This is a genomic window from Bradyrhizobium sp. WYCCWR 13022, from assembly GCF_030435535.1.
In the GTDB taxonomy this organism is placed as follows: Bacteria; Pseudomonadota; Alphaproteobacteria; order Rhizobiales; family Xanthobacteraceae; genus Bradyrhizobium.
In genome coordinates this window covers 1-26,066 of sequence record NZ_JAUIZJ010000025.1, presented here as the reverse complement: position 1 = coordinate 26,066, position 26,066 = coordinate 1, and the positions used below count along the sequence as shown (strand labels likewise).

Sequence of the window (26,066 nt, the reverse complement as noted above, 5' to 3'; positions counted from 1 at the left end):
GCCGTCAGGCCTCGCCCTCCTGCCAGCCGATCTTCTCCTTCAAGAACTGGAAGCCGAGCACCTGGAAGCCGGCGCGCTCCTTGTTGTCCTTGCCGTAGCCGTGGCCGCCGGCGGCGGGCTCGTAGAACCAGGCCTCGTAGCCCATGGCCTGGAGCTTGGCCGCCATCTTGCGTGCGTGGCCGGGATGGACGCGGTCGTCGCGCCGCGTGGTGGCGATCAGGATCGGCGGATAGGGCTGGCCGGGTTTGGCGTTGTGATAGGCGGAGTAGGTCTTCAGCCACTCCCACTCGTCCGGCTTGTCGGGGTCGCCATATTCCGCGATCCAGCTCGCACCCGCGAGCAGCTTGGTGTAGCGGCGCATGTCGATCAGCGGAATCGTGCAGAACAGCGCGCCGAATCGCTCCGGATAACGCACCAGCATGTTGGTGATGAGAATGCCGCCGTTCGATCCGCCCTGGGCGGCGATGCGCTTCGGCGTGGTCACGCCGCGGCGGACGAGATCGGCGGCAACGGCTGCGAAATCGTCATGCGACAGCCTCTTGCCGGCGTACCGGCCGGCATCGTGCCAGCGGGTGCCGAATTCGCCGCCGCCGCGCAAATTCGCCTGCACCGTCGTGCCGCCGCGCTCCAGCCAGAGCTTGCCGAGCGATGAATTGTATTGCGGCTTCACGGCGAGGCCGAAGCCGCCATAGGCGCTCATATAGACCGGTGCATCGCCTGACACGCCGGCGGGACCGGTCTGCACATAGGGAATGCGCTCGCCGTCGACAGAGATGGCCTCGTGCTGCGTCACTTTGAGGCCGTCGGCGTTGAAGATCTTCGGCGCCTGCTTGAGCACGACCGGGCTTTCGACGCCGCGTGCGAGCAGCATCAGCGAGGACGGCGTCAGCGGGTCCTGCACGTTGGCGAGCAGGTCGCCATTGCTCTCGGACTGATAATGATCGAATGGCCAGACGTCGACCACGCCGATCGCGGGCAGGCCGCGCAGCGTCTCGCGGCTCCAGCCGGTGGGAGTGGGCGTGCAGATCTCGAACACCGGCTGCAGCTCGTCGAGGATCGACAGCAGGAGCTTGCCGGCGGCCCAGGAAAATCCCTGAAGCGCGCGGCGTGGTCCGGGCTCGAACAGCACAGCGAAGTCGCGGTCGCCGGCGAGAAATGCCGAGAGCGAGATGCCGAGCACGCTGTCGGCCGCATGGGTTCGTCCGGCAACGGTCCATGGCTCTCGCAGCTTGATCGCGAACCAGTCGCGATGCGCCTGCATCCACACGCCGCTCGGGAGGTCGAGCCTGGTGAGCGTGCCGGCGGCGTCGCGAAGCCAGATCGCGAAATTGAAGAAGTCGAGCTGATCGATGATCCAGGCGCGCGGCGCCGCACCGCTGTCGTCGACGCCGCAATAAACGCGCATGCGGTCGGCACTGGTCTCGAAGATCACTTCCGCCTGCTCGACCGGCTGTCCGCGCCGCCACAGCCGGACCGTTCTGGCGTAGCCCGACGTCGTCACCATGCCTTCGCCATAGGCGCTGGAGAGCACGAGCGTATCCGGACCGAGCCAGTCGACACTGCCCTTCGCCTCCGGCAGGACAAAGCCGTCGCTGACGAAGCGCTTCGCTTCTGCGTCGAATTCGCGCAGCACGACCGCATCGCTGCCGCCGCGCGACAAGCTCAACATGACCCGCGAATATCCGGACCGCGAGGTGGTCCAATTGAGCAGCCAGTCTTCGCCTTCTCGCGCCGCAAGCTCGTCGACATCGAGGACGGTTTCCCAGGACGGCTCGGCTTTGCGGAATTCTGCAAGCGTGGTCCGCCGCCACAGGCCGCGCGGATGCTCTGCATCCTTCCAGGTGTTGTAAAGCAGGCCGCCGCTGCGGCTGACATAGGGAATGTTGTCGGGACGATCGAAGATCGCCGCGAGCAGGTCGCGGTCGCGTTCGAACGCCGCGCCGCCGAATTTGTCCAGCGTCAGGCGATTCTGCCGCTCGACGAATTCGAGCGCGCGGACGCCTTCGACCTCCTCCAGCCAGAGCCAGGGATCGTCGTCGGGAGCGCTGAGCGTAGGCCTGTCGTCGACGGACATGAACGAAACTCCCTGAAACGGCGGCGGGATAGGATTTGATCGAGCGCAAGCCGTCAAGAGCGCGGCCCGGTATCATCGGCCCGATTGCGTCACCGGCATGGCCTGCGCCCGTTTGCGCCGGTTGCCCGGCCCTTTCGGCCCCTCCATAGTGCCGGGAATCAACAAGGCCCCTTGGGCGGAAATGCCGATGCTAGACGTGACTTCAACCAGCGAGATCGCCAACGACGCCCGGGTGCGCGCCAACGTGGTGCGCCTCGCCGCCGCGCAGGCGCTGACCGGCGCCAATTCGGCGGTGATCTTTGCCACCGGCTCGATCGTCGGCGCCACGCTTGCGCCCGACATGTCGTTCGCGACCGTGCCGATCTCGATGTACGTGCTGGGGCTCGCCGCCGGTACGCTGCCGACCGGCGCGATCTCGCGCCGCTTCGGCCGCCGCGTGGCCTTCATCACCGGCACGGGCCTCGGCACGCTCACCGGTCTCACCGGCTCGTTCGCGATCCTGCACGGCTCGTTCGCGCTGTTTTGTCTCGCGACCTTCCTCGGCGGCCTCTACGGCTCGGTGGCGCAATCCTATCGCTTCGCCGCGGCCGACGGCGCCAGCGCGGCCTATCGGCCGAAAGCCGTGTCGTGGGTGATGGCGGGCGGCGTGTTCGCCGGCGTGCTCGGTCCGCAGCTCGTGCAATGGACCATGAACATCTGGTCGCCTTATCTGTTCGCCTTCAGCTTCCTGGTGCAGGCCGCGGTCGCATTGATCGCGATGGGCATCGTCGCAGGCGTCGACATGCCCAAGCCCGCACCCGCTGATCTGCATGGCGGACGACCGCTGCTGACGATCGTCACCCAGCCGCGCTTCATCGCCGCCGCACTCTGCGGCGTCATCTCCTATCCCATGATGAATCTGGTGATGACCTCGGCGCCGCTCGCCATGAAGATGTGCGGGCTGAGCCTGTCCGATTCCAATTTCGGCATTCAATGGCACATCGTCGCCATGTACGGGCCGAGCTTCTTCACGGGCGCGCTGATCTCCCGCTCCAGCGCACCGAAGATTGTTGCCGCCGGCCTGCTGCTGGAAGCCGGTGCCGCCACCATCGGTCTCTCCGGCATCACCGCGATGCATTTCTGGGCCACGCTGATCGTACTCGGCGTGGGCTGGAATTTCTCCTTCATCGGTGCGTCCGCCCTGGTGCTGGAGACGCACCGTCCGCAGGAGCGCAACAAGGTGCAGGCCTTCAACGATTTCCTGGTATTCGGGATGATGGCGGTCGGCTCGTTCTCATCGGGGCAGCTGCTTGCGAATTACGGCTGGTCCGCGGTGAACATGGTGGTGTTCCCGCCGGTCGCGATCGGCCTCGTCGCGCTCTCGCTGGCGTCCTGGGCCCGCCGCCGCAAGGCGCGACTCGAGGCTGCGATGGGCGAGTTCCCGGACGCGATTTGATGCATGGTCCGGGTGCAGCGGTTTCCCGACGATGTCACGCTCGAGAGGATGGCAGGAGGCTGTCAGCAACGTCGATAGTTCGATCGCTGTCGAAGTGATTTTCGGCAGCCGGGTTGTTACATGATGCTCGTCATCAACAGGCGGGCGTGAAGCGAAGCGCTCGCGGGGGAAACGAAGGACAAGCGCAAATGCTCGACAATCCCCGCACCACCGCGCCAATCGACGAAACCTCGCTCCGCTACGAAGGTTGGCGCATCGTCGCGGTCTGTTTCCTGCTCGCGACCTTCGGCTGGGGCCTCGGTTTCTACGGCCAGAGCGTCTATGTCGCCGAGCTGCAGCGCGCACGGGGCTGGCCGGCCTCGCTGATTTCGTCCGGCACGACCTTCTTCTATCTGTTCGGCGCGCTGCTGGTCGTCTTCGTCGGCGAGGCGGTCCGGAAATATGGCCCACGCATCTGCCTGATATCAGGCACGCTGGCGATGGCGGCAGCTAGCGTCGCAATCGGCGCGGTGCGCGAGCCCTGGCAGCTTTATCTGGCCGATGCCGTGCTCGCCTTCGGCTGGGCCGGCACGAGTCTGGCCATGATCACCAACACGATCAGCCTGTGGTTCGACCACAAGCGCGGCATGGCGATCAGCCTGGCGCTGAACGGCGCCAGCTTTGGCGGCATCGTCGGTGTGCCGCTATTGGTGACGCTGATCAGCCATACCGGCTTTGCCGGCGCGATGTATGCGGCCGCGAGCGCCATGCTGGCGCTGCTCGTGCCGGTGATCCTGCTGGTCGTCGGCCGGCCGCCCGATCTTCACGGCTGGCACGCGTCGGCCAAGGCGAAGCCGCAATCCTCGGCACAGATCCGTGCCTGGGCGCTGCGCGATGTCGGCTTCCTCACCGTGACGATTGCCTTCGCGCTGGTGCTGTTCGCGCAGGTCGGCTTCATCGTGCACCTGATCTCGTTCCTCGATCCCGTGATCGGGCGCGAGCGTGCCGCCGTGGCGGTCGCGGTGCTGACCGCGATGGCGGTGATCGGCCGCGTGCTGTTCTCGACGGTGATCGATCGCCTCAACCAGCGGCTGGCCTCGGCGCTGTCGTTCCTCAGCCAGGCGGCCGCGCTGTGCGTCGTGATCAATCTGCACAATGATTACGTGCTGATCGCGGCCTGCGCGGTGTTCGGCTTCTCCGTCGGCAACCTCATCACCCTGCCGTCGCTGATCGTGCAGCAGGAGTTCGACTCGGCCTCGTTTGGCGTGCTGATCAGCCTGAATACCGCGATCAACCAGGTGACCTACGCATTCGGCCCCGGCGTCGTGGGCTTCTTGCGCGATTGGTCGGGCGGATACGCGCTGCCGTTCTATCTGTGCATCGCGTTGGAGGTGCTGGCGGCGGCGTTGATCATGGTGCGGGGGAAGTCGCGAGCGAAGACGGCATAGAGCGCGACGGCGTTTCGATACGCTCCGTCATTGCGAGGAGCCCTCGCGACGAAGCAATCCAGTCTGCCTCGCAATGACGCGGAGAGAGCGGAGCCTAAATCTCCCGCTGCCTCAGCAACGCCTCCACGTCCAGCCGCTTCGTGAACATCGTGAGCTTCCCATCCGGCCCGACCGGCCACTGCTCGCGCGGCTTGTCCCAATATAGCTCCACGCCGTTCTGATCCGGATCGCGCAGATACAGTGCCTCGGACACGCCGTGGTCGCTGGCACCATCCAGCGCGATGCCTGCCGACAATACCCGGTGCAACGCATCCGCCAGCGTCGGGCGCGTCGGATAGAGGATCGCGGTGTGAAACAGCCCGGTCGTGCCGGGCGGCGGCGGCGAGCCGCCCTTGCTCTCCCAGGTGTTGAGCCCGATGTGGTGATGATAGCCGCCCGCCGAGATGAAGGCCGCACCGGAGCCCATGCGCTGCATAAGCTCGAATCCGAGCACGCCGCAATAGAAGCCGAGCGCGCGATCGAGATCGGCGACCTTGAGGTGAACGTGGCCGATCCTGGTGCCTGCGGCGACGGGTGATGATTGCGGCATGTGGCTGCTCCATGTCTGAACTCCAGATAATCCGGGCATCGGGACAGCGCTACTGCCTGGTCCCGAAACCCAGCGTTTCCGGATGCGAAGCTATGAAAGCTCCGGCACCTCGCCCTCCGGCAGCTCGAATTCAAATGTGTTCAGCGTCATCGACACCATCGTGTAGTAGCCGCACAGGCCGATCACCTCGACGACGCCGCGCTCGCTGAGCAGCTTCACTGCCTCATCGTAGAGACCCTTCTCGACGCCGTGGCCCTCATGCAGCGACTTTGCGAGGTCGTAGATCATCTTCCCCTTGGGATCGTCGAACTCGGGCGTGCGGCGATCGCGGATGGCGTCGATGATCTCCACCTTCATCCCGCCCGCGAGCGCGAGGCGCTTATGCGCATACCATTCGTAATGCGCGGTCCAGTGCCGCGCCGTCACCAGGATCGCGATCTCCGACAGCTTTGCCGGAAAGATCGTGTCGTAGCGCAGCACTTCGCCGAGCCGCGTGGCGTGACGGGCCATGTCGGGGCTGTTGAGCCAGGCCATCATCGGCGCCGGCGGCTTGCCGCGTTTGCCGGCAATCGACTCGTCATAGGTCTGCCGCTGACTCTCGTTCATTTCGCCAGGCGAAAGAAGTTTCAGGCGCATTCGCGTTTCCTCTTTGTTTTCAAGCACCATCGCGCCACGACTATAGCCGACAACGCGCCACGGAAGTGGTTGAATTCCGCGAGGGCTTGGCCCAGAGTCGTGTCCAACAAATCTGATGTGATTGATGGAAGCGACCATGAGCGAGACTGAAACCGCCGAACTCGAACAATTCCGCGTCGAGACGCGCGCCTGGCTGGAAGCGAACTGCCCGCCGGAGATGCGCAAGCCCGCGACCGCTGACACGGATGTGTTCTGGGGCGGACGCAATGCAAAATTCTCGTCCGAGCCGCAGCGCATCTGGTTCGAGCGCATGCGCGACAAGGGCTGGACCGTGCCTGATTGGCCTAGGGAATACGGCGGCGGCGGCCTCAGCGCCGCCGAGCACAAGGTGCTGCGTTCCGAGATGGCCAGGATGGGCGCGCGCCCGCCGCTGTCGAGCTTCGGCATCTGGATGCTCGGACCGGCGTTGCTGAAGTACGGCAACGAGGCACAGAAGAAGGAGCATCTGCCGAAAATCGCAGCGGGCCTGATCCGCTGGTGCCAGGGCTATTCCGAGCCGAACGCCGGCTCCGATCTCGCCTCGCTGCAGACCCGCGCCGAGAGCGATGGCGACGAATTCGTCATCACGGGGTCGAAGATCTGGACGTCCTACGCCAACTACGCCGACTGGATCTTCTGCCTCGTCCGCACCGATCCCGCGGCGAAGAAGCACGACGGCATCAGCTTCATTTTGTTCGACATGACCTCGAAGGGCGTGACGACCAAGCCGATCCTTCTGATCTCGGGCTATTCGCCATTCTGCGAGACGTTCTTCGACGGCGTCCGCGTGCCGAAGTCGCACGTGGTCGGAACCGTCAACCGCGGCTGGGACGTCGCAAAGTATCTGCTCCAGCACGAGCGCGCGATGATCTCGGGCATGGGCGAGCGCGGCGTCGGCCGTCCGCTCGGCCAGATCGCGGCCGACTCGGTCGGCTCGGATGCACAGGGCAGGCTCGACGATTCCATGCTGCGCGGCCAGATCGCGAGCTTCGACGTCGACGAGGCCGCGCTTGCGGCCTGCGCCGAGCGCGCGGTCGATCTCGCCAAGGCAGGTCAGGCGCATCCGGCGTTCTCGTCGGCGATGAAATATTACGGCACCGAGCTCAACAAGCGCCGCTATGAAATCCTGATGTCGGCCGGCGGCGTCGATGCGCTGGAGTGGGAGAGCGAGCGCTCGCGGCAGGGCGCCCGCCCGCGCGCCTGGCTGCGCACCAAGGCCAACTCGATCGAGGGCGGTACGACGGAGGTGATGCTCGGCATCGTCGCCAAGCGCATCCTGGATCTGCCGGGGGCGTGAGCCGACCTCTCTCACCACGTCATTCCGGGGCGCGACGTAGTCGCTAGCCCGGAATCCATGATCCCGATCGTGGTTATGGATTCCGGACCTGCCCCTTCGGGCCATCCCGGACTGACGAAGACAATTGGATTTCGAATCGGAAACACGCACATGGCTCTCGTCCTCACCGAAGAACAATCGATGCTCCGCGACAGCGCGCGCGGGCTGATCAGCGACAAGGCGCCGGTGTCGCACCTGCGCAGCTTGCGCGATAGCAAGGATCCCACCGGCTTCTCCAAGGAGCTGTGGCACTCCTTCGCCGAGATGGGCTTTGCCGGCCTCCTGGTGCCGGAAGAGTTCGGCGGCAGCGGTCTCGGCTTCATGGAGGCCGGTGTCGTCATGGAGGAGATCGGCCGCACCTTGATGCCGTCGCCGTTTCTCGCCACCTCCGTGGTCGCGGCCTCGGCGCTGAACCGCGGCGGCAATGCCGCGCAGAAGTCGGAATACCTGCCGAAGATCTCCAACGGCTCGCTGCTCGCAACGCTCGCGGTGGACGAGGGCGCAAAGCATCGTCCGCTCCAGACCAATTTGCAGGCAGTGCGCGCCGGCAATGGTTTCAAGCTGTCGGGCGCCAAGGCGCTGGTCGTCGACGGCCATGTCGCCGATCTCTTCATCGTCGCCGCGCGCACGGCTGGCTCCGCCGGTGGGCGCGACGGGCTGACGCTGTTCCTGGTCGATCCCAAGGCCAGGGGCGTTGCGATCGAGCGCACGGTCATGGTCGACGCGCACAATGCGGCGCGGATCGAGCTTGCGAACGTCGAGGTCAATGCCGACAGCGTGCTCGGCGAGGTCGACCAGGGCGCCGCTTTGCTCGACGGCGTGCTCGACATCGGCCGCGGCGCGATCGCCGCCGAAATGGTGGGCCTCAGCGACGAGGTCTTCAACCGCACCGTCGAGTACCTCAAGAACAGAAAACAGTTCGGCAAGCTGATCGGCGAATTCCAGGCGCTGCAGCACCGCGCGGCCGAGCTCTATGTCGACATCGAGATCACCCGCGCCGCCACCATGAAGGCGCTGCAGGCGCTGGATGCCGACGTCGCCAAGGCCGCTTCAAGCGTCGCAGTCGCCAAGGCCCGCGCCGGCACCACCGCCACCCGCGCGGTGCAGGAAGGCGTGCAGATGCATGGCGGCATGGGCATGACCGACCAGTTCGACATCGGCTTCTTCATGAAGCGCGCACGCGTGTGCGAGGAGCTGTTCGGCGACGCCAACTACCACACCGAGCAGCTCGCGCGGGCGCGCGGGTATTGAGGCGGGCTGAGGCGCGAAGGGCGTGCCTCATGTGCGATGACGGTTGAGGGTGTGGAGGGCGCCTACTCCAAACTCGTCATTGCGAGCGAAGCGAAGCAATCCAGACCGTCTTCGTGGAAAGACTCTGGATTGCTTCGCTACGCTCGCAATGACGGCGGTTAGACTTTCTTACCTCATCGGCGGCGCGTACTGCACGCCGCCCGCATTCCACAGCTGGTTCATGCCGCGCGGGATCTTGAGCTGCGACTTCGCGCCGATGTTGCGCTCGTACATCTCGCCGTAATTGCCGACGTGGCGGATGATGCGCACGGCCCAGTCCTTGGTGAGGCCGAGCTGTTCGCCGTAATTGCCCTCGGTACCGACCAGCCGCATCACTTCCGGCTTCTTCGACTTCAGCGCTTCGTCGATGTTCTGCGACGTGACGCCGAGTTCTTCCGCGTTGATCATGGCGTAGAGCGTCCACTTCACGATCATCATCCAGTCGTCGTCGCGCTGGCGCACGACGGGGGCCAGCGGTTCCTTGGAGATCACGTCGGGCAGGATCATGTGATCGCCGGGTTTCGACAGGTTCAACCGCAGCGCATAGAGCTGGGAGACGTCGGCGGTGAGCGTGTCGCATTTGCCGGTGTCGTAGGCCTTCACCACGTCGTCCAGCTTGTCGAACTTCATCAGCTCATACTTCATGTTGTTGGCTTTGAAGTAGTCGGCGAGGTTGAGCAGCGTGGTGGTACCGGACTGAACGCAGACCTTGCTGTCGGCGAGATCGAGCGACGTCTCCTTGTTGCGGGAGCGCGGCACCATGAAGCCTTCGCCGTCGTAATAGGCGACCGCCGGGAAATAGAGATCGTATTGGAGCTCGCGCGACAAGCTCCAGGTCGAGTTGCGCGAGAGGATATCGACCTTGCGGCTCTGCAATTCCTTGAAGCGCTCGCTGGCGTCGAGCGGAATGAACTTCGCCTTGTTCGGGTCGTCGAAGATTGCGGAGGCCACCGCGCGGCAGAAATCGACGTCAAAGCCGGTCCAGTTGCCCTTGTCGTCGGGGATCGAGAAGCCCGGCAGGCCCTTGTTGACGCCACACAGCACTTCACCGCGACGCACGGTGCGCTTCAGCGTGCGGGTGTCGTAGAACTCGTAGGTGATGGCCAAGGCGGCGACCAGCACGGCGACCGCGAGCCCGATCAGCAGGCCGCCTCGAAATGTGCGCATCATGTTGCTCTCTCGAAAAAATCGGGAAAAGGAATTCTGGAAGAGGCGGGTCACACGATCCCAAGGGGATTGCAGGAGATCGTGTGCGAACGGCAGGCTTAGAGTTCAGGCTTCTGCCTGATGACGACCTTGGTCCCGACAGGGACGCGATCGTAGAGATCGGCGACGTCGTTGTTGACCAGACGGAAGCAGCCCGAGGACACCTTGGTGCCGATCGTGTCAGGGCGGTTGGTGCCGTGGATGCGATAGACCGTGGTGCCCAGATACATGGCGCGGGCGCCGAGCGGATTGCCCGGCCCGCCGGCCATGAAGCGCGGCAGGTAAGGCTGGCGCTGGATCATTTCCGGTGGCGGCGTCCAGTCCGGCCATTCCTTCTTGTTGGTGATCTGCACCAGGCCCTGCCACTGGAAGCCGTCGCGGCCGACGCCGATGCCGTAGCGGATCGCGCGCCCGCCGGGCTGGATCAGATAGAGGTGACGCTCGGCGGTCGAGATGATGATGGTGCCCGGCGGTTCGGTCGTGCGGTAGTACACGACCTGCTTCTGCCATTCCGGATCGAGCTGGTAGCTGTCGTCGGCGATCAGGCCGGGCTCGTCGCCGCGGTCCGGCTGCTGGGCGTAGGCTTGCGGCGCGGACAGGATCAGCCCCATCGCAGCCAACAATGTCCCGGTCAGGCGACGAAAATCCGTCATTTCAAAGCTCTCCCCGCTGCCACAGCGCAAATCGTCAGGAACCATCTGAACTCAGGGGCAGCTTCGTGGCAAGTTAAAGGCACGCCCGGTTGATATGTCACGAGAATGCTTTGGTTTTTTGACGCGGATCAACACCATGAACAGGGTGGGGTGGCGCGAAAAGCCGCATCGGTCATCTCGCGTCTGGGTAGAAGTGCCTAGATTTGGTTGGCCTTCGCCCCGATCCCGAGCCGCTGGACGATCTCGGCGCCGACCGCGCGGGCCTCGTTGCGCGAGCCGATCCGGGGGCTACGAAACCGTCGTCCGGACTGCAGGCGGATCGTCACGATGCAATGCTCGTCCTCCGACCGGCCGCGACGCTCGACCGTGATCGCTTTCACGTCGGGCCCATCGATATAGTCCTCACGCGGCTGGCCATTGCCCCAAAGGCGTTCGACGCGAATATCGCCCTCGCGGATGACCCAGAACGCGCCGGTGACGAGATTGGCAAATCGGTAGACGCCGAACGCGGCGACCACGCCAAGCGGCAGCAGCGTGTAGTCGATCCATTGGGGCGGCAAGCCACGCCAGAGCCTGTAGGCATAGGGTGCGACACTCAGCGCGACGGCGATCAACGCCGCGATCCTGATGTCCCTCTGGGAGAACGGCTCGACGGGTTCGCCAAGACGCATCTCGGGATTGCTGGCATCGAGCGGATTGACGGGCGCCTCGACGTCGGGGACGTCGAACTGTGCCGAGATCCGCGCCACGGTCTCATGCACATGGGTGACGTCGGAGAGCGGCGGAGAGGTCAGGTGTTCGCCCGAGGCCAGCGTGAAGGCGAGCTGGAAGCGGGCTTTGGCGGTTTTGCTGCCGGGAACCTGAAGTCTCGTGATGTCGTCTTTCGCGACGATTCGCGTCCGGAGTTTCCCGAACGGACGCTGTCGTCCGATCAGGATCTCGTCCGGCGTGATGATCCACACCACCGCCGGCGTCAGCATGACCGCGCTGACGAACGCCGCACCCGCCAGCAGCGCGACCACGGAGATGGTCACCTCCAGGACATCGTGGGTGAACAGCCCCGGCGTGAAGCAGAGCGCAACGGCCGCCGCAGAGCCGGCCACGACAAGCCGCTGCGCGATCGAGGAGCCTTCGCGAAGGCGGATGTCGTTGCTGGTGGTCGCGTCGTTCATTGCGGCGGCTGATTTGGTGGCTGCGAAACTCCACGGACGGGTCCGTGGAGTCAAGCCGCATCACATGGCCGCGGCATGCGGCATCAGCTGCTGGCGTTCAGTAGCTTCGCCACGGTGCGATCGATCTCGTCGTAGCGGCCCTCGCCTTCGTGCTGGAACACGATCTTGCCGGTCTGGTCGATCAGATATTGCGCCGGCCAATATTGGTTGCGGTAGGCATCCCAGGTTTTGGAATCATTGTCCTGCGCCACCGGATAGGTGATGCCGTGGCGCTTCAGCGCCGCCTGGACGTTGGAGGCTGAGCGCTCGAACGGGAATTCGGGCGTGTGCACGCCGACCACGACCAGGCCCTTGTCCTTGTATTTTGCATAGAGTTCGGTGACGTGCGGCAGCGTGTTGACGCAGTTGACGCAGCCGTAGGTCCAGAAATCGACCAGCACGACCTTGCCGCGGAGATCGGCGATGTTGAGCGGCTTCGAGTTGAACCAGTTGCTGATGCCGGCGAAGTCGGGCGCGGTCACCGCCTGGCTCGCGGCCGCGATCTTGACCGGCGCTGCGGGCGCGGCCTCGTCGCAGATGCCGGGGATGACGGCACCGGTCACGGCGAAACCGATCAGGGCGGCGGAGACGGCGAGCAGCTTGAAGGTCATGGTCTTGTTCTCCGTTGAGAGGTGAGGCGATCACAGGCCGATCTGGCCGGTGGGATAGAAGCCGGTGAGCCACGCCACGATCAGCGTGTCGTATTGGAAGTAGGCGGCGAGCGCGAAGGCGATCACGACCACGCCGACCCCCTGCTGCAGCCGCGGCGAGATACGGGCGAGGCTGCGCACGCGCGTGGTCGCGGCCTGTCCGCCATAGGCGATCGCCAGCATCGGGATCGCCGCGCCGATCGCGTAGGCGACCAGCAGCGTGCCGGCCCAGGCGAGGTTCTTCGAGGTCGCGACCAGCGTCAGGATCGAGCCGAGCACGGGACCGGCGCAGGGCGTCCAGACCAGGCCGAGCGTGGTGCCGAGCACGAGTCCGCCCAGCGCGCCCTCGCGCTGCGCGCCGCCGCCCAAATTGAGCCAGCCATTGAGCCGGAGCGACAGCCATTCGAACGGTGTTGGCCACAGCATCAACAGGCCGAAGCCGAGCAGCAGGATCGCCGCCGCCTCGCGCAGCACATTCGGATCGAAATCGAAGGCCCGCGTCAGCGCGCCGAGCAGCAAAGCGACGGCGGAAAAGGAAACGACGAAGCCAAGCGCGATCATCGCGGGCCGCAGCTGCGACGAGCGCCCGATCGAGGCGCCGAGCAGGATCGGCAGCATCGGCAACGTGCAGGGTGCGGCGATGGTGAGGATGCCGGCGAGGATGGCGAAGAGCAATTCGAGCATGGGGCACTCGTGATGGAAGTCACGAGGGCAGTTCGGAATGGGGATGCCGGACGTTACGCGCCGTCACGCGCTCGTGACGGGGGCGCTGCTCCCATCCCCAAATACAAAACGACCCGGAGGGGGGCATCCCGTCCGGGTCGCTGGAGGTCCTGGGAGGTTTAAGCAAAAACCGTATGTGAGCTTTATAGGGACGAAGTTTTTCCGCCTGATGTTGTGCTTTGTTTCATTTGTTTCGTCGGCGGTAACGCTTTGGTGTCCCGGGACGGGGCCGGAGGTCCGGTCCTATCCCATTGAAATATCTGACCTTAGGCGGCGAAACGGTCGACGCCGCAATTCTTAAGCAGATCGGCGAGCTGCTTGCGGGCGTAGAACATCCGCGTCTTCACCGTGCTCTGGGGGATGCCGATGATCCGTCCGACCTCCTCCACCGACTTCTCGTGGTAGTAGACGAGGGTGATGATCTCGCGATGCGCGGGCGACAGTTTCTGGACGCAGGCGCGCAGGATGGCGCTGGTGTCGCTGCGGTCGAGCGAGGCCTCGGGCGTATCGGATCCATCCGGAATTTCGCGCACGTCTTCCTGGTCGATGTCCTCGAAGCGGCGCTGGCGCATCGCGGTGAGCGCCTTGAAGCGGGCGATCGAGAGCAGCCAGGTCGAGACCTGCGAGCGGCCCTGAAACTGGCCGGCGGTGCGCCACACGTCCAGGAACACCTGGCTGACCAGGTCTTCCGCCGTGGTGGCGTCACGCACGATGCGTAGGATGAAGCGGTAGACCCGCACATTGTGACGGCAATAGAGGATGTGCATGGCCGTCCGGTTGCCGTCGGCAATGCTTTCGAGAAGCATGTCGTCCGAGGTCGCCTGAGCGGCAATGATGCCCTGGCTGGCTTGGGCGTTGATGGCGATGACGTTCGGCATGGACTTGGCTCCCCGGTGCGCCGCAACCGAGCGGCGTTTCCTTGGACCAAAGTGTTAATGAGCCAACGTTTCGGGACGTCTGCACGAAAAGGGGAAAATGGTTTCGTGCGTCGCCAAATTGTTTCGTCGGAGGGGGCGCGACGAAACATTCGGACCGGAAAAGCGTGGAATTTCAATGTGCGGAAAATACGGGACTGCTGATTTGGACGAGCAGGAACGATTTTCCGGGGCTTGCGTTTGGTCGCACCGCATACGCTTCCGTCGACCTGGCCTTCGTCGGGGCGACCGCGGAGGCGATGCTAAGCCTTCTCGCCCGCGGGCGAGAACAGATAGCCGCCGCCGCGGATGGTGCGGATCACGGCAGGCTTGGTCGGGTCGGGCTCGATCTTGCGGCGGATGCGCATGATGCGCAGGTCCACGGCGCGGTCGAAGGCTTCGGCGTCGCGCGCATTGGCCAATTCCAGGAGGCGCTCGCGCGACAGCACGCGCTTCGGATTGGCCGCGAACACCTTGAGCAGCCCGAATTCGGATGCGGTGAGCGGATGCTCGTTGCCCTCGTCGTCGCGCAGGGCCTGGGCTTCGAGGTCGAGCCATTTGGTGCCGAAGCGCACCAATTGATCCTTGTCCGATTTCGCCGGCGCCGCGTCGGACCCCGCTGATTTCACCGGCGCGCTTCGCCGTAAGACGGAGCGGATGCGCGCCATCAGCTCGCGCAGCTCGCAGGGTTTTGCGACGTAGTCGTCGGCGCCGAGCTCGAGGCCGACGACGCGGTCGATCGGGCTCGCCGTCGCCGTGAGCATGATCACGGGCACGTTGATGCGGCTCTTGAGGTCGCGGATGATCGACAGCCCGTCTTCCTCGGGCATGTTGAGGTCGAGCACGACGAGGTCGGGCATGCCGCCGTCGATCGCGGCGCGCAGGGCCTTGCCGCCGTCGCACAGCGTCACGGTGAAGCCGTGCATCTTGAGGTAATCGCCGACCATCTCCCGGGCCGGGGCCTCGTCGTCGACGATCATGATGTGCTGGCTTTGTGTCATGTCACTCGGATCTCGATACTCGAATCACGGCATCTCGGTCGCGGGCAGGGTGATGGTGAAGGTCGAGCCCTTGCCGGGGCCGTCGCTGTCGGCGGTTACCTCGCCGCCATGCATGTCGATAATACGCTTGACGATGGACAACCCAAGCCCCGTGGAGCTCTCGCCAGCCGTCGGTTTTGCGGATAGCCGCTGGAATCGGCCGAACAGGCGGCCGAGATCCTCCGGCGACAGGCCGGCGCCCTCGTCGCTGACCTTGATGATGGTGTCGTGGCCTTCGTGGATGACCGCCACGGCGATCCTGCCGGCGATCGGCGAATATTTGATGGCGTTGCTGATCAGGTTGTCGATCGCCTCGCGGATGCGGTCGGTGTCGCACATGGTGACGATGTTGGCCGGCGCGGTGACGCTGATCGCCTGCTGCTTGTTGACCGCGAGCGGCTGGTTCGCCTCGGCGACCTCCTTCACCAGCGCGGCGACGTCGACCGGCTCGCGGCGGATGGTGATGTCGAAGGCATCCGCCATCGCGTCCGAGATCAGATGGTCGACCATCGTGGTCAGGCGCTTGGTGGCGTCGCGGATGTGATCGACCTGGGCGACCACGCCGCTTGCGGACGCGCCGGTCGAGATCAGCTCCTTCAGCATCTCGGTGCGGCCGAGGATGACGCCGAGCGGGTTCTTCAGATCGTGGGCGACGGTGCCGAGAATCTCGTTCTTGAAGCCGTTGGCGCGTTGCAGCCGCAGCCATTGCGCCGAGAGGCGGCGGTTGGCCTGCATCAAGGCGCGGGTGCGCTGGGCGACGCGGTCTTCCAGCTGCGTGTTGGCGTCCTGGAGCTGCTGATAGAGGATGACGTTGTCGAACGCGATCGAGAGCCTGGAGGAGAAGATCTCCACCAATGAACGATCGGTCTCGGACAGCTCGCGTTCGGCCTGCAGCAGCACCACGACCTCGCGGCCCGATCCGGTGCGCAGATAGATCACGCTGCGATGGTCGGCGAATTCGTTCTTGCGGCCCTGGAACGCGGCCTCCACCATCGCGCGCAAATCGGGATCGAGCGCCTTGGACGAGGTCGTGCCGATGAAGCGGCTGTAGCAGCCGCTGCCGGCGAGCACGGAGAGCTCGGGGTCGACGCCGCCATTGTCGCGCAGAACGAGGATGCCGGCGCAATCGGCATTGAGCAGCGAGGCGAGCTGGGTCAGCACGCCCTCGGCGAGCCGCTGCATCGACTTGAAGTCGTACAGCGTCGAGGCCGCGTCGATGATGATCTCGAGCCCGCGCCGCGTCTGCACCATGCGCTCGAGCTGCTGGTAGGAGCGCAGCGCCGCGGTCAGCGAGGTGAACAGCTTGTCGGCCGTGAGCTCGGTCTTGGCCTTGTAGTCGTTGATGTCGTACTGCACGATCACGCGCCGCTCCGGCGCCTGGCCGGGCTGGCCGGTGCGCAGGATGATGCGCACGGTCTCGTTCTTGAGCACGTTGCGGATGTATTCGACCAGCTCGAGGCCGGCGACGTCGGTCTCCATGATGACGTCGAGCAGCACCGCGGCGATGTCGCCGTGCTCGGCCATCAGCTTGCGGCCTTCCGCCGCGGAATGGGCGGAGAGGATCTCCAGGCTCTGGCCGTTCAAGCTGTAGTCCGAGAGCGCAAAGCGCGTGCCGTCATGCACGGCCGGATCGTCGTCGATGACGGCGATCTTCCATCTCCGGGCGTCCATATCCTCCGACGCGGTACCGGTGTCGTCGATCAGGTGGAGGACATCGTCCTGTTCGGCCATTGGGAAGTCCCGTCGCTTTCTGTGCTTTGCGCGCCGCCCTTGGCGATCCGCGGCATGATAATCCGAAAAGTAGTGCCTTGTCCCAGCTTGGATTCCAGCATCATCCGCCCGCCCAGCTGCTGGGTGACGAGGTTATAGACGATATGCAAGCCCAGTCCCGTGCCACCTTCATTGCGCCGGGTGGTAAAGAATGGGTCAAAGGCCTGGCGCTGCACGTCCGGGGTCATGCCGGCCCCGTCATCGGCGAAGATGATCTCGATGTCGTCGGTACCGCGCGGCCGGGCCGAGATCGTGATGGTGCCGGCGCGGCCGTCGGCGAAGGCGTGGTTGGCGGCGTTGAGGAAGAGGTTGGTCAGGATCTGGCCGTAGGAGCCGGGATAGCCGTCGAGCAGCAGCCCCTCGGGCACATCGACCTGGAGCGTGGTCGGCGAGCGCTTCAGCACGGGCCGCAGGCTCGCGATGATCTGGTCGGTGGCTTCGCTCAACGAGAACTGCCGCCGCTCGGCGTGGGAGCGGTCGACCGCGACCTGCTTGAACGACTGGATCAGTTCGCCGGCGCGGGTGAGGTTGGCGACAAGCTGCTGCGAGGCGTCGCGCGAGGACTGCACGAACTCGTCCAGCTGCGAGCGGCGAAGGCCTCCGTCGCCCCTGAGCTGGGCCTCGAAGATCTCGCTGCGCCTCGCAAAACTCGAGGCCACAGTCAGGCTGATGCCGATGGGGTTGTTGACCTCGTGCGCGACGCCGGCGACGAGGCCGCCGAGGGCGGCGAGCCGCTCGGCGTCGATCAGATTCTGCTGCGCGGTGTTGAGCTCCAGCAGGGCGCTCTCGGCCTTTTCCTTCGACGCGCGCAGCTCGTCCTCGGTCTGGCGCTTCGCGATCGCGTTCTCGCGGAACACCTCCACCGCGCGCGCCATGGCGCCGACCTCGTCGCGCGCCCTGGTGCCCTGCACCTCGCGGCCGAGATCGCCGAGCGTGATCGCGCGCATCGCCGCCATGATCTGCTGCAACGGCAGCCGGATCGACAGCGCGATCAGCACGCCGGCGGAGAGGATGATGCCGAGGAAGATCACCGCAATGGAGAGAACGCGGCGAGAAATCGCCCCCAGCGTGCGGTCGAACGTCTCCTGCGCCTTCTGCTCGCGCCGGCGCATTTTGGTCGAGAGATCGTCGATGGCGCCGATCGCCTCGGCCTGGCTGGCGTCGATGGTGTTGCGCAGCAGCTCGGTGCGGTTGGTCAGCTGCTCCGAGAGTTTTGCGAAGCCCTCCTGCAGCGCCGTGGTGCGGGTCGCGAGCTTTTGCAGCGCCATGCGCTGCAGGTCGTTGTCGGCAAGATCGATCATGACGGGAATCGTCTTTTCGATCGTCTCGGTGTGGCGTCGCGCGTCGTCGGCCGCGGCCACCGACTGCGACAGGTAATAGGAATTGGCCGCGACAAGCATCGCGGTGAAGGCCTCGCGCGACTTGCCGAGCGAGGGCCAGATCAGCGCGTCGCGATGGCCGGTGGCGCCCTCGATGATGGAGTACAGGCCCGCCATGTCCTTGGCCGGGCCCTGCACCTGCTCCTCGTAGGTCTTGGCGATGGTGGCCTGCACGGTGCGCAGCTCGCCGAAGCCGTTGAGGAAGCGGTCGGTGGTGCGCTCCAGCTCCTCGACCGATCCCGACAGCATCGGGTCCTTGGCGGCGCGGTCGGTCAGCGTGCCCAGCACGGCTTCGCGCAGCAGCAGGATCTCGGCGAACAGGTCCGGGCTCGGCTGGTTGATGTAGCGGTGGATCAGGTTCTGGAGCCGTCCGGTCTCGCTTTCGAGCAGCGCCAGGATCCGGTCGGATTCGCGCACCTGGCGGACGTCGTCCCAGGCCGAGCCCAGCACCTGCGCGCCGTTCCAGATCATCGCCGCCAGCACGATCACCACGGCCGAGTTCAACGCCGCGATCGACAGGATTCGCCAGCGGATCGGCACCGCCCGCAGCGCGCCGACGAGGCGCGCGCGCATCCGCCCGATCGGGCCGGGCGGCCGCTCTGCGATCTCGCTGGTGCCTGGCGCGATCAAGCGGCCTCACTCCACCTTGCGAATGCGTTCGATCAGCGCGGCCGCGGCGGGATCCTGCGCCGCCTTGGCGTAGATCGGCGCCATCGCATCCTCGAACGGCTTGCGGTCGATGTCCTTGATCACGGAGATGCCGGCGGCCTCCGCCTTGTGCTGCGACTGCTCCTCGAGGTCGCGCCACTTCTCGCGCATGAACCGGCTGGAGCGCTGCGCGGCTTCCCTGAAGATGGTCTGGTCCCCGGCCGACAGGCTGCGCCAGGCCTTGAGCGAGATCACCAGCACTTCCGGGCTCATGGTGTGCTCGGTGAGGGTGTAGTAGCCGGCATATTTGTAATGGTCTGTCGTCACGAAGGATGGCCAGTTGTTCTCGGCGCCGTCGATCAGATGGGTCGCGAGCCCCGTCAGCACCTGCCCATAGGGCAACTCGACCGGCTCGGCGCCGAGCGCGCGGATCATCTCGCTCATCAACTCCGATTGCTGCACCCGGATCCGCAATCCCTTGAGGTCGGCGAGGCTCTTCACCGGGCGGACGGAGTTGTAGATCGAGCGTGCCCCGGAATCGTAGAAGGCGAGCCCGACGAAGCCGTAGGGCTCGAAGCTGTTCAGAATCTCGTTGCCGATAGGCCCGTCCAGCACCTTCTGCATGTGCTCGATGGACCGGAACAGGAACGGCATGGCGAGCACGTTCATCGCCGGGACGAAATTGCCGATCAGGGCCACGTTGGTCCGGTTGAGGTCGATTGCCCCGGCGCGGGTCTGCTCGATCGTCTCCTTCTCCTCACCGAGCTGGCGGGAGTGAAACACCTTGACCTCGTGGCGGCCGCCGGTGCGCTCGGCGATCAGGGCGCCCATGTAGCGCAGCGCCTGGACGGTCGGGTAGTCCTCGGCCTGGGTGTCGGCGGCGCGGAATTCGCGCGCAGCGGCGCTCGTCGCACAGATGGCGACCAATAGCGCGACGAAAATCACCCCGGTCCGTGAGAGTTCGGCACGGTTTAACACTGGCACACTCAACCCCTCGGAGATGGAGTCTATGGCGGGATAAAAAGGTTCAATGCAATCTACCAGATGGTAGAGGGAAGGCCATCCCGCCCCCGTCCTTGGGCCGGCCGGGCGATTGTGCGCCGCCGTTCGCCTTCATTCCCGGTTGAAACCGCCTGTGCTGCGCCTTAAGCAGGATGCGGTCGCCTTTTGCCGCTTGATCCGGGAAGAGCCATCGTGACTTCAGCTTTGCGCCTTTTGCAGGTCGCCGCCGCCACCTTGGCCCTCGCCTCGATCTGCGAGGCGCGCGCGACCACCGAGATCGCCTGGTGGCACGCCATGTCCGGCGAACTCGGCAAGCAGCTCGAAAAGCTCGCCTCCGATTTCAACGCCTCGCAGTCGGATTACCGCGTCGTGCCCGCTTACAAGGGCAGCTACACCGAGACGGTGACGGCCGCGATCTTTGCCTTCCGCTCGCGCAGCCAGCCCGCGATCGTCCAGGTCAACGAGGTCGCCACCGCCACCATGACCGCGGCCAAGGGCGCGATCTATCCGGTCTACAGCATGATGCGCGACATGGGCGAGCCGTTCTCGCTCAACGATTATCTGCCGGCGGTCTCCGGCTATTACACCGATGCCGCGGGCAATCTGCTGTCGTTCCCGTTCAACTCGTCGACGCCGATCCTCTACTACAACAAGACCATGTTTCGCGACGCCGGCCTCGATCCGGAGGCGCCGCCGAAGACCTGGCCCGAACTCGGCGCCGCTGCAAAACGCCTGCGCGAGCGCGGCGCGGTCTGCGGCTTCACCACGTCGTGGCCGTCGTGGATTCACGTCGAGAATTTTTCGGCGTTTCACAATCTGCCGCTGGCGACCCGGGCCAACGGCTTTGCGGGCCTCGATGCGGAGCTGACCATCAACAATCCGGTCGTGGTCAAGCACATCGCCCAGCTCGCCGAATGGCAGAAGACGAAGATCTTCGATTATAGCGGCCGTGGGCAGTCGGCCGAGCCGCGCTTCCAGAACGGTGAATGCGGCATCTTCATCGGCTCCTCGGCGACGCGTGCCGACATCAAGGCCAATTCGAAATTCGAGATCGGCTACGGCATGATGCCGTACTGGCCCGACGTGAAGGGCGCGCCGCAGAATTCCATCATCGGCGGCGCCACGCTGTGGGTGCTGCGCGACCGGCCGCGCGACGAATACAAGGGCGTGGCGCGGTTCTTCGCCTATCTGTCGCAGCCCGGCGTTCAGGCCGCCTGGCACCAGAACACCGGCTACCTGCCTGTTACCCGCGCCGCCTTCGAGCTGACGCGCGCGCAAGGATTCTACGAACGCATCCCCGGCTCGGCGATCTCGTTCGAGGAGATCACGCTGCATCCGCCGACCGAGAATTCGAAGGGCATCCGGCTCGGCTCCTTCAACCTGATCCGCGGCGCGATCGAGGAAGAGCTCGAGCAGGCCTTTGCCGGCCAGAAGAGCGCGCAAGCCGCGCTCGATACCGCGGTCGAGCGCGGCAACAAGCTGCTGCGCCAGTTCGAGCGCGCCAGCCCGGAACGCTAGAAGCGGCGCTGATCTGCCGAGCGTGCACACGAAGCGCGACCTGCGTTGGCGGGGCATGTGACCGGCCGCTGCTCAACCACAGATGTGTGTGCGAGTTCACACGCAACGCGCCGGGTCCCTGCAATAATCCTGGCCGCGTCACGCCCCGTCTGCGGCAACGCACGTCGCCGTTGGCGCCAGTGACCTTGCGGTTGTTCTTCATTCATCGTTTTCGAAAAGCTGTATTGGAGGCTATCGATGCCCTGTTCATGCTTCATCATCCCGAACGACGTTCTGACCAGGCTCTCCCAGGACAAGAAGCTCGCGGCTCCGCTACGCAAGCGGATGGTCGACACCGTCCAGATCAGTCACGAGCTGCGCGAATTGCGGACGCAGGCTGCGAGGTTCACCAGCGTGGCCGCGACGCACGCCGGTGGGCTGGTGACGCTTGCCGCGGCACCGTCCGTCACGGTCTACGATTGCAAGCATACGCAGACGCTGCCGGGTACGCCCGTTCCGAGGCCGAAGACGTCGTCCGATGCGTCCGTCAAGCGCGCCTTCAACCAGACCACCAAAGTCGCGAAATTCTATCAGCAGGTCTTCAACCGGAATTCGATCGACGATCACGGCATGACCATGATGTCGTCGGCCCATTTCGGCGAGAAGTACAACAACGCGATGTGGAACGGATCGCAGATGGTCTATGGCGATGGCGATGGCAGCATCTTCGTCGACTTCACCAGGGGGAACGACGTCATCGGCCACGAACTGACTCATGGCGTGACCCAGCACAGTCTCCAGCTGGCCTATAGCGGCGATGCCGGCGGCTTGAACGAAAGCATGTCGGACTGTTTCGGCTCGATGTTCCGGCAGTGGGAAGCCAAGCAGACCGTCAAGAAGGCGGACTGGCTGATCGGGCGCGACATCATGGGCGCGGCGTCGAAGAAGAGGGGCTTTACCTGCCTGCGTGACATGGCCAATCCCGCCGCCAAGCACTGCCTGGCGCCGCAGCCGACCAAATATTCCCAGATCACGCCCGGCATGGATCCGCATTACTCGAGCGGGCCGCCCAATCTGGCTTTCTACACGGCGTGCATGACGCATGGCGGGAATAGCTGGGCCGAGATCGGGCAAGTGTGGTATCGTTCGCTCACGGGCTTCGGCCCCACGCCAAACATGACGATGAAGGCCTTCGCCGCCCGGACCCGTCAGGTGGCGCAAACCATGTACCCGAGGGCGCCCGCCGTCGCCGCTGCCGTCAATGCGGGGTGGACGAAGATCGGGCTGTGAAGGGTACAGCACGCCTCGAAAGGAAGACAGCGTGGATCGTTTGAAGATCGAGCGCGTCGGAGGGGTCGCCGGCTTCGGCGGCCCTCACCTCAAGAGCCGCGGTGAGCTGGCCGTGTCGGATCTGTCGTCCGCCGACCAGAAGACGGTGGAGTCTCTCTTTGCCGATCCGAAAAAGATTCCCGCAGCGCGTTCCGGGCAGGCCGACGCTTTCAGTTACCGCATCACGCGGGGTGCCCAGACCATTGAAGTGCCCGAGCATGCCGTGCCCTCGACCATCAAGAACAGCGTCAAGGATGTGCTGGAGTAGAGCCGGGCGGGCACTGTGATGGACGCGACGCTACCGCCTGGCGCGGCCGGGGTATGGGGCACGTCGGCTTCGACGAGCCTGGAGGCTTATCGCGCCTTGCGCGCCGACCGCTCCCGATGGCTGCCGGTGGCGCTCGACATCGCGCGCGGCCATGGTGTCGATATCAGCGCGCCGCATGTGTTCGCGACCGGAACCAATCTCGTCGTCGGGCTCAGTGAAAAACTGATCCTGAAAATCTTCCCGCCGCTGTCGCGCGCGCAATTCGTCTCCGAGCGCGGTTCGCTGATGCAGTTCAGCGGACAGCTTCGTCTGCCGATCCCCGAGATCGTTGCGGAGGGGACGCGCGATGGCTGGCCCTATCTGATCATCACGCGTCTTTCAGGCACGCTCGGCTCCGAGATATGGCCCTCGCTGCCGGAAGACCAGAAGGAGCGCGTGCTGCGCCAGATCGGCGAGACCATCGCCGCCGTACAGCGCGCGCCGCCCGGCCCGCTCGCAGAGATCGCGCCGCGCTGGGATGCGTTCATGCGCGCGCAGATGCAGGGCTGTAAGGCGCGGCACGCGCGTCTTGGTCTTGCGCCGAAATTCCTCGCCGGCCTCGACGACCTCCTGCGCGACGCCGCGACGCTGATCCCGATGGATGCACCGCCGGTGATCCTGATCGGCGAGTACATTCCGGAAAACTTCCTGCTCGCCTGTGACGGCGATCGATGGTCGCTCGCCGGCCTGTTCGACTTCGGCGACGTGCTGGCGGGATGGCGCGACTACGACCTGCTCGGGCCCAGCGCCTTCATGGCGGCGGGCCGGCCGGGAAGGGTCCGCAGCCTGCTCGAAGGCTTCGGCTATGCGAAGCCGGATTTCGCGCTGAAGCGGCGCCTGATGGCGCTCATGCTCCTGCACCGGGCCAGCGACCTCAACAGCCACATCTGTATCGAGGGCTGGCAGGAGCAGGCGAATGATTTGCTCGAATTGCAGGAGCTGATCTGGGCGGAGTGATTGCTTCGCCCATCAAATAAGCTAGTGCAAATTTCAGTCTAATTAGTAGGCAAATGCATCTCTTTGTATGCAATGCTCACAGTCTGGACGCTGCAGCTTCGCCTGCAAGATCGATTTTAATCAAGCAATATCAATGTACTAATTCAATCTTGGCATCTCATCCGGCCTTGGCACGAACCTTGCGAATCCGGTTCCAACCAGAAACTTCCGTGTTGGAGCAGGCTCATGAAGCGTCGCGATTTCCTCAAGTCCGTATCCGGATTGGCCGCCGGCGCGGCGCTCCCGGCAGTGCCGCCAATCGTCTCGTCGGCCCATGCCGACGCGCGCTCGGAGACGCTGCTGATCGTCTCGGAGGCCGGTCCCAACAATCTCGACATCCACGGCGTCGGCACCAACGTGCCCGGCTATGAGGTGTCCTGGAATTGCTACGACCGCCTGATCAGCCACGAGATGAAGAGCGGCCCCGGCGGCGTGCCCTATTACGACCGCGACAAGTTCAAGGGCGAGCTCGCCGAGGAGTTCAAGATCGACGACATGTCGGTCACCTTCAAGCTGCGCAAGAACGCAAAATTCCACGACGGCGCGCCTGTCACCGCCAAGGACGTGAAGTGGTCGCTCGACCGCGCAGTCAGCGTCGGCGGCTTCCCGACCTTTCAGATGAGCGCGGGCTCGCTGACGAAGCCCGAGCAGTTCGTCGTGATCGACGACTACACCGTGCGCATCGACTTCCTGAAGAAGGACAGGCTGACGATTCCCGATCTCGCCGTGATCGTGCCCTGCATCGTCAACTCGGAGCTGGTGAAGAAGAATTCCAGCGAGAAGGACCCCTGGGGCCTCGAATTCACCAAGCAGCAGACCGCCGGCTCCGGCGCCTACAAGGTGACGAAGTGGACCGCCGGCACCGAAGTGATCATGGAGCGCAACGACGATTGGGTCTGCGGTCCGATGCCGAAGATCAAGCGCGTGATCTGGCGCATGGTGCCGCAGGCCGGCAACCGCCGTGCGCTGCTGGAGCGCGGCGACGCCGACATTTCCTACGAGCTGCCGAACAAGGACTTCCAGGAAATGAAGGCCAACGGCAAGCTCAACGTCGTGTCGCTGCCGTTCTCCAACGGCATCCAGTATATCGGCATGAACGTCACCAGGCCGCCGTTCGACAATCCGAAGGTCCGTCAGGCCGTCGCCTACGCGCTGCCCTATCAGAAGATCATGGACGCCGTGATGTTCGGGCTGGCGAACCCGATGTTCGGCGCGCCCAAGGACAAGCCGACCGAAGTCGCCTGGCCGCAGCCGCACAAATACAACACCGACATGGACAAGGCGAAGGCGCTGATGGCGGAAGCGGGCCTTGCGGGCGGCTTCGAGACTACGATCTCGTTCGACCTGAATTTCGCCGGCGTCAACGAACCTCTGTGCGTGCTGGTGCAGGAGAGCCTGGCGCAGATCGGCATCAAGACCACCATCAACAAGGTGCCCGGCGCCAACTGGCGCACCGAGTTGAACAAGAAGGAGATGCCGCTCTTCACCAACGTGTTCTCGGGCTGGCTCGATTACCCCGAGTACTTCTTCTACTGGTGCTATCACGGCAACAATTCCGTCTTCAACACCATGAGCTACAAGTCGGCGGAGATGGACAAGCTGATCGACGGCGCGCGCACCGCCGCCGCATCGGGCGACAAGGCAGCCTACGATGCCGACGTGAAGGGGTTCGTCGATCTCGCCTTCACCGACATCCCGCGCATCCCGCTGTACCAGCCCTTCGTCAACGTCGCGATGCAGAAGAACATCAGCGGCTATCAATACTGGTTCCACCGGAGGCTCGACTATCGCGCGATGGCGAAGGGGTGAGAGGACGTGGGTGAGGTGAGCACTGCTCTCTCATTCCCTCTCCCCTTGTGGGCCTGTTGCGTAATTCGCCAGTTGTGATTCCCTGCGGTTGAGCCTTTTGGGGGAA

The 26,066-nt window shown here is 64.7% G+C and carries 22 protein-coding genes; 9 read left to right on the top strand and 13 right to left on the bottom strand.

The window, feature by feature from the left end; genetic code table 11:
* Positions 1-4 precede the first annotated feature (4 nt).
* Entirely contained in the window at positions 5-2,074 is a 2,070-nt protein-coding gene (locus QY049_RS30040; protein ID WP_258764250.1) for a prolyl oligopeptidase family protein, read from the bottom strand.
* Positions 2,075-2,261: 187 nt separating this feature from the next.
* Here QY049_RS30040 and QY049_RS30035 point away from each other — a divergent pair, with 187 nt between their 5' ends.
* Together QY049_RS30035 and QY049_RS30030 are read left to right on the top strand one after the other, a co-directional pair.
* Positions 2,262-3,509: an MFS transporter gene (locus tag QY049_RS30035; protein WP_194478473.1), complete on the top strand. Its 1,248-nt coding sequence runs from the start codon at positions 2,262-2,264 to the stop codon at positions 3,507-3,509.
* 188 nt (positions 3,510-3,697) lie between these two features.
* On the top strand, positions 3,698-4,936 hold the full coding sequence (locus tag QY049_RS30030) for an MFS transporter (protein ID WP_258764249.1): 1,239 nt from the start codon (positions 3,698-3,700) through the stop codon (positions 4,934-4,936).
* A 94-nt stretch (positions 4,937-5,030) separates the two neighbouring features.
* Here QY049_RS30030 and QY049_RS30025 read toward each other — a convergent pair whose 3' ends face one another.
* Entirely contained in the window at positions 5,031-5,525 is a 495-nt protein-coding gene (locus tag QY049_RS30025; RefSeq protein ID WP_258764248.1) for a VOC family protein, read from the bottom strand.
* A 90-nt stretch (positions 5,526-5,615) separates the two neighbouring features.
* Positions 5,616-6,161: a carboxymuconolactone decarboxylase family protein gene (locus QY049_RS30020; RefSeq protein WP_194478470.1), complete on the bottom strand. Its 546-nt coding sequence runs from the start codon at positions 6,159-6,161 to the stop codon at positions 5,616-5,618.
* A gap of 136 nt (positions 6,162-6,297) precedes the next feature.
* Between QY049_RS30020 and QY049_RS30015 the strand changes: the two genes are divergently transcribed.
* Together QY049_RS30015 and QY049_RS30010 are read left to right on the top strand one after the other, a co-directional pair.
* Positions 6,298-7,497 (top strand): acyl-CoA dehydrogenase family protein, encoded by a 1,200-nt coding sequence (locus QY049_RS30015; RefSeq protein ID WP_194478469.1) that lies wholly within the window; start codon positions 6,298-6,300, stop codon positions 7,495-7,497.
* 150 nt (positions 7,498-7,647) lie between these two features.
* Entirely contained in the window at positions 7,648-8,787 is a 1,140-nt protein-coding gene (locus QY049_RS30010) for an acyl-CoA dehydrogenase family protein (protein ID WP_258764247.1), read from the top strand.
* A 168-nt stretch (positions 8,788-8,955) separates the two neighbouring features.
* Here the strand turns inward: QY049_RS30010 and QY049_RS30005 are convergent, their stop codons facing one another.
* The 10 genes from QY049_RS30005 to QY049_RS29960 all read right to left on the bottom strand — a co-directional run bounded on the left by QY049_RS30005 (position 8,956) and on the right by QY049_RS29960 (position 20,004).
* Positions 8,956-9,993 carry an amino acid ABC transporter substrate-binding protein gene (locus tag QY049_RS30005; protein ID WP_194482895.1) on the bottom strand — a complete coding sequence of 346 codons (1,038 nt, stop codon included), beginning with the start codon at positions 9,991-9,993 and terminating at the stop codon, positions 8,956-8,958.
* A 98-nt stretch (positions 9,994-10,091) separates the two neighbouring features.
* Complete coding sequence (locus QY049_RS30000) at positions 10,092-10,685, bottom strand: L,D-transpeptidase (RefSeq protein WP_194478467.1); 594 nt, start codon at positions 10,683-10,685, stop codon at positions 10,092-10,094.
* Between the two features lie 197 nt (positions 10,686-10,882).
* The gene (locus tag QY049_RS29995; RefSeq protein ID WP_258764246.1) at positions 10,883-11,857 is read right to left on the bottom strand and encodes a hypothetical protein; all 975 of its coding nucleotides are present in this window, start codon (positions 11,855-11,857) and stop codon (positions 10,883-10,885) included.
* An 83-nt stretch (positions 11,858-11,940) separates the two neighbouring features.
* Positions 11,941-12,507, bottom strand: a complete 567-nt coding sequence (locus QY049_RS29990; RefSeq protein WP_258764245.1) for a thioredoxin family protein — start codon at positions 12,505-12,507, stop codon at positions 11,941-11,943.
* A gap of 30 nt (positions 12,508-12,537) precedes the next feature.
* Entirely contained in the window at positions 12,538-13,230 is a 693-nt protein-coding gene (locus QY049_RS29985; protein ID WP_301270373.1) for a cytochrome c biogenesis CcdA family protein, read from the bottom strand.
* 305 nt (positions 13,231-13,535) lie between these two features.
* Entirely contained in the window at positions 13,536-14,147 is a 612-nt protein-coding gene (locus tag QY049_RS29980; RefSeq protein ID WP_194478463.1) for a sigma-70 family RNA polymerase sigma factor, read from the bottom strand.
* 299 nt (positions 14,148-14,446) lie between these two features.
* Positions 14,447-15,184 carry a response regulator gene (locus QY049_RS29975; protein ID WP_194478462.1) on the bottom strand — a complete coding sequence of 246 codons (738 nt, stop codon included), beginning with the start codon at positions 15,182-15,184 and terminating at the stop codon, positions 14,447-14,449.
* Positions 15,185-15,208: 24 nt separating this feature from the next.
* Positions 15,209-16,954, bottom strand: coding sequence for a DUF3369 domain-containing protein (locus QY049_RS29970; RefSeq protein WP_194478461.1), 1,746 nt, complete (start codon positions 16,952-16,954; stop codon positions 15,209-15,211).
* Positions 16,924-18,945 (bottom strand): ATP-binding protein, encoded by a 2,022-nt coding sequence (locus tag QY049_RS29965; protein ID WP_194482894.1) that lies wholly within the window; start codon positions 18,943-18,945, stop codon positions 16,924-16,926. Before QY049_RS29965 ends, QY049_RS29970 begins: the two co-directional genes overlap by 31 nt.
* A gap of 63 nt (positions 18,946-19,008) precedes the next feature.
* The gene (locus tag QY049_RS29960) at positions 19,009-20,004 is read right to left on the bottom strand and encodes a TRAP transporter substrate-binding protein (RefSeq protein ID WP_194478460.1); all 996 of its coding nucleotides are present in this window, start codon (positions 20,002-20,004) and stop codon (positions 19,009-19,011) included.
* Positions 20,005-20,235: 231 nt separating this feature from the next.
* On the opposite strand from QY049_RS29960, the gene ugpB reads away from it, so the two are divergent.
* From ugpB to QY049_RS29935, 5 genes are all read left to right on the top strand, one after another.
* Positions 20,236-21,540 (top strand): sn-glycerol-3-phosphate ABC transporter substrate-binding protein UgpB, encoded by a 1,305-nt coding sequence (ugpB, locus tag QY049_RS29955; RefSeq protein WP_258767086.1) that lies wholly within the window; start codon positions 20,236-20,238, stop codon positions 21,538-21,540.
* A 237-nt stretch (positions 21,541-21,777) separates the two neighbouring features.
* Positions 21,778-22,809, top strand: a complete 1,032-nt coding sequence (locus QY049_RS29950; protein WP_258764244.1) for a M4 family metallopeptidase — start codon at positions 21,778-21,780, stop codon at positions 22,807-22,809.
* Between the two features lie 31 nt (positions 22,810-22,840).
* Entirely contained in the window at positions 22,841-23,116 is a 276-nt protein-coding gene (locus QY049_RS29945) for a protealysin inhibitor emfourin (RefSeq protein ID WP_194478457.1), read from the top strand.
* An 18-nt stretch (positions 23,117-23,134) separates the two neighbouring features.
* Entirely contained in the window at positions 23,135-24,112 is a 978-nt protein-coding gene (locus tag QY049_RS29940; protein ID WP_258764243.1) for a phosphotransferase, read from the top strand.
* 225 nt (positions 24,113-24,337) lie between these two features.
* The gene (locus QY049_RS29935; protein WP_258764242.1) at positions 24,338-25,960 is read left to right on the top strand and encodes an ABC transporter substrate-binding protein; all 1,623 of its coding nucleotides are present in this window, start codon (positions 24,338-24,340) and stop codon (positions 25,958-25,960) included.
* Positions 25,961-26,066: the final 106 nt, after the last annotated feature.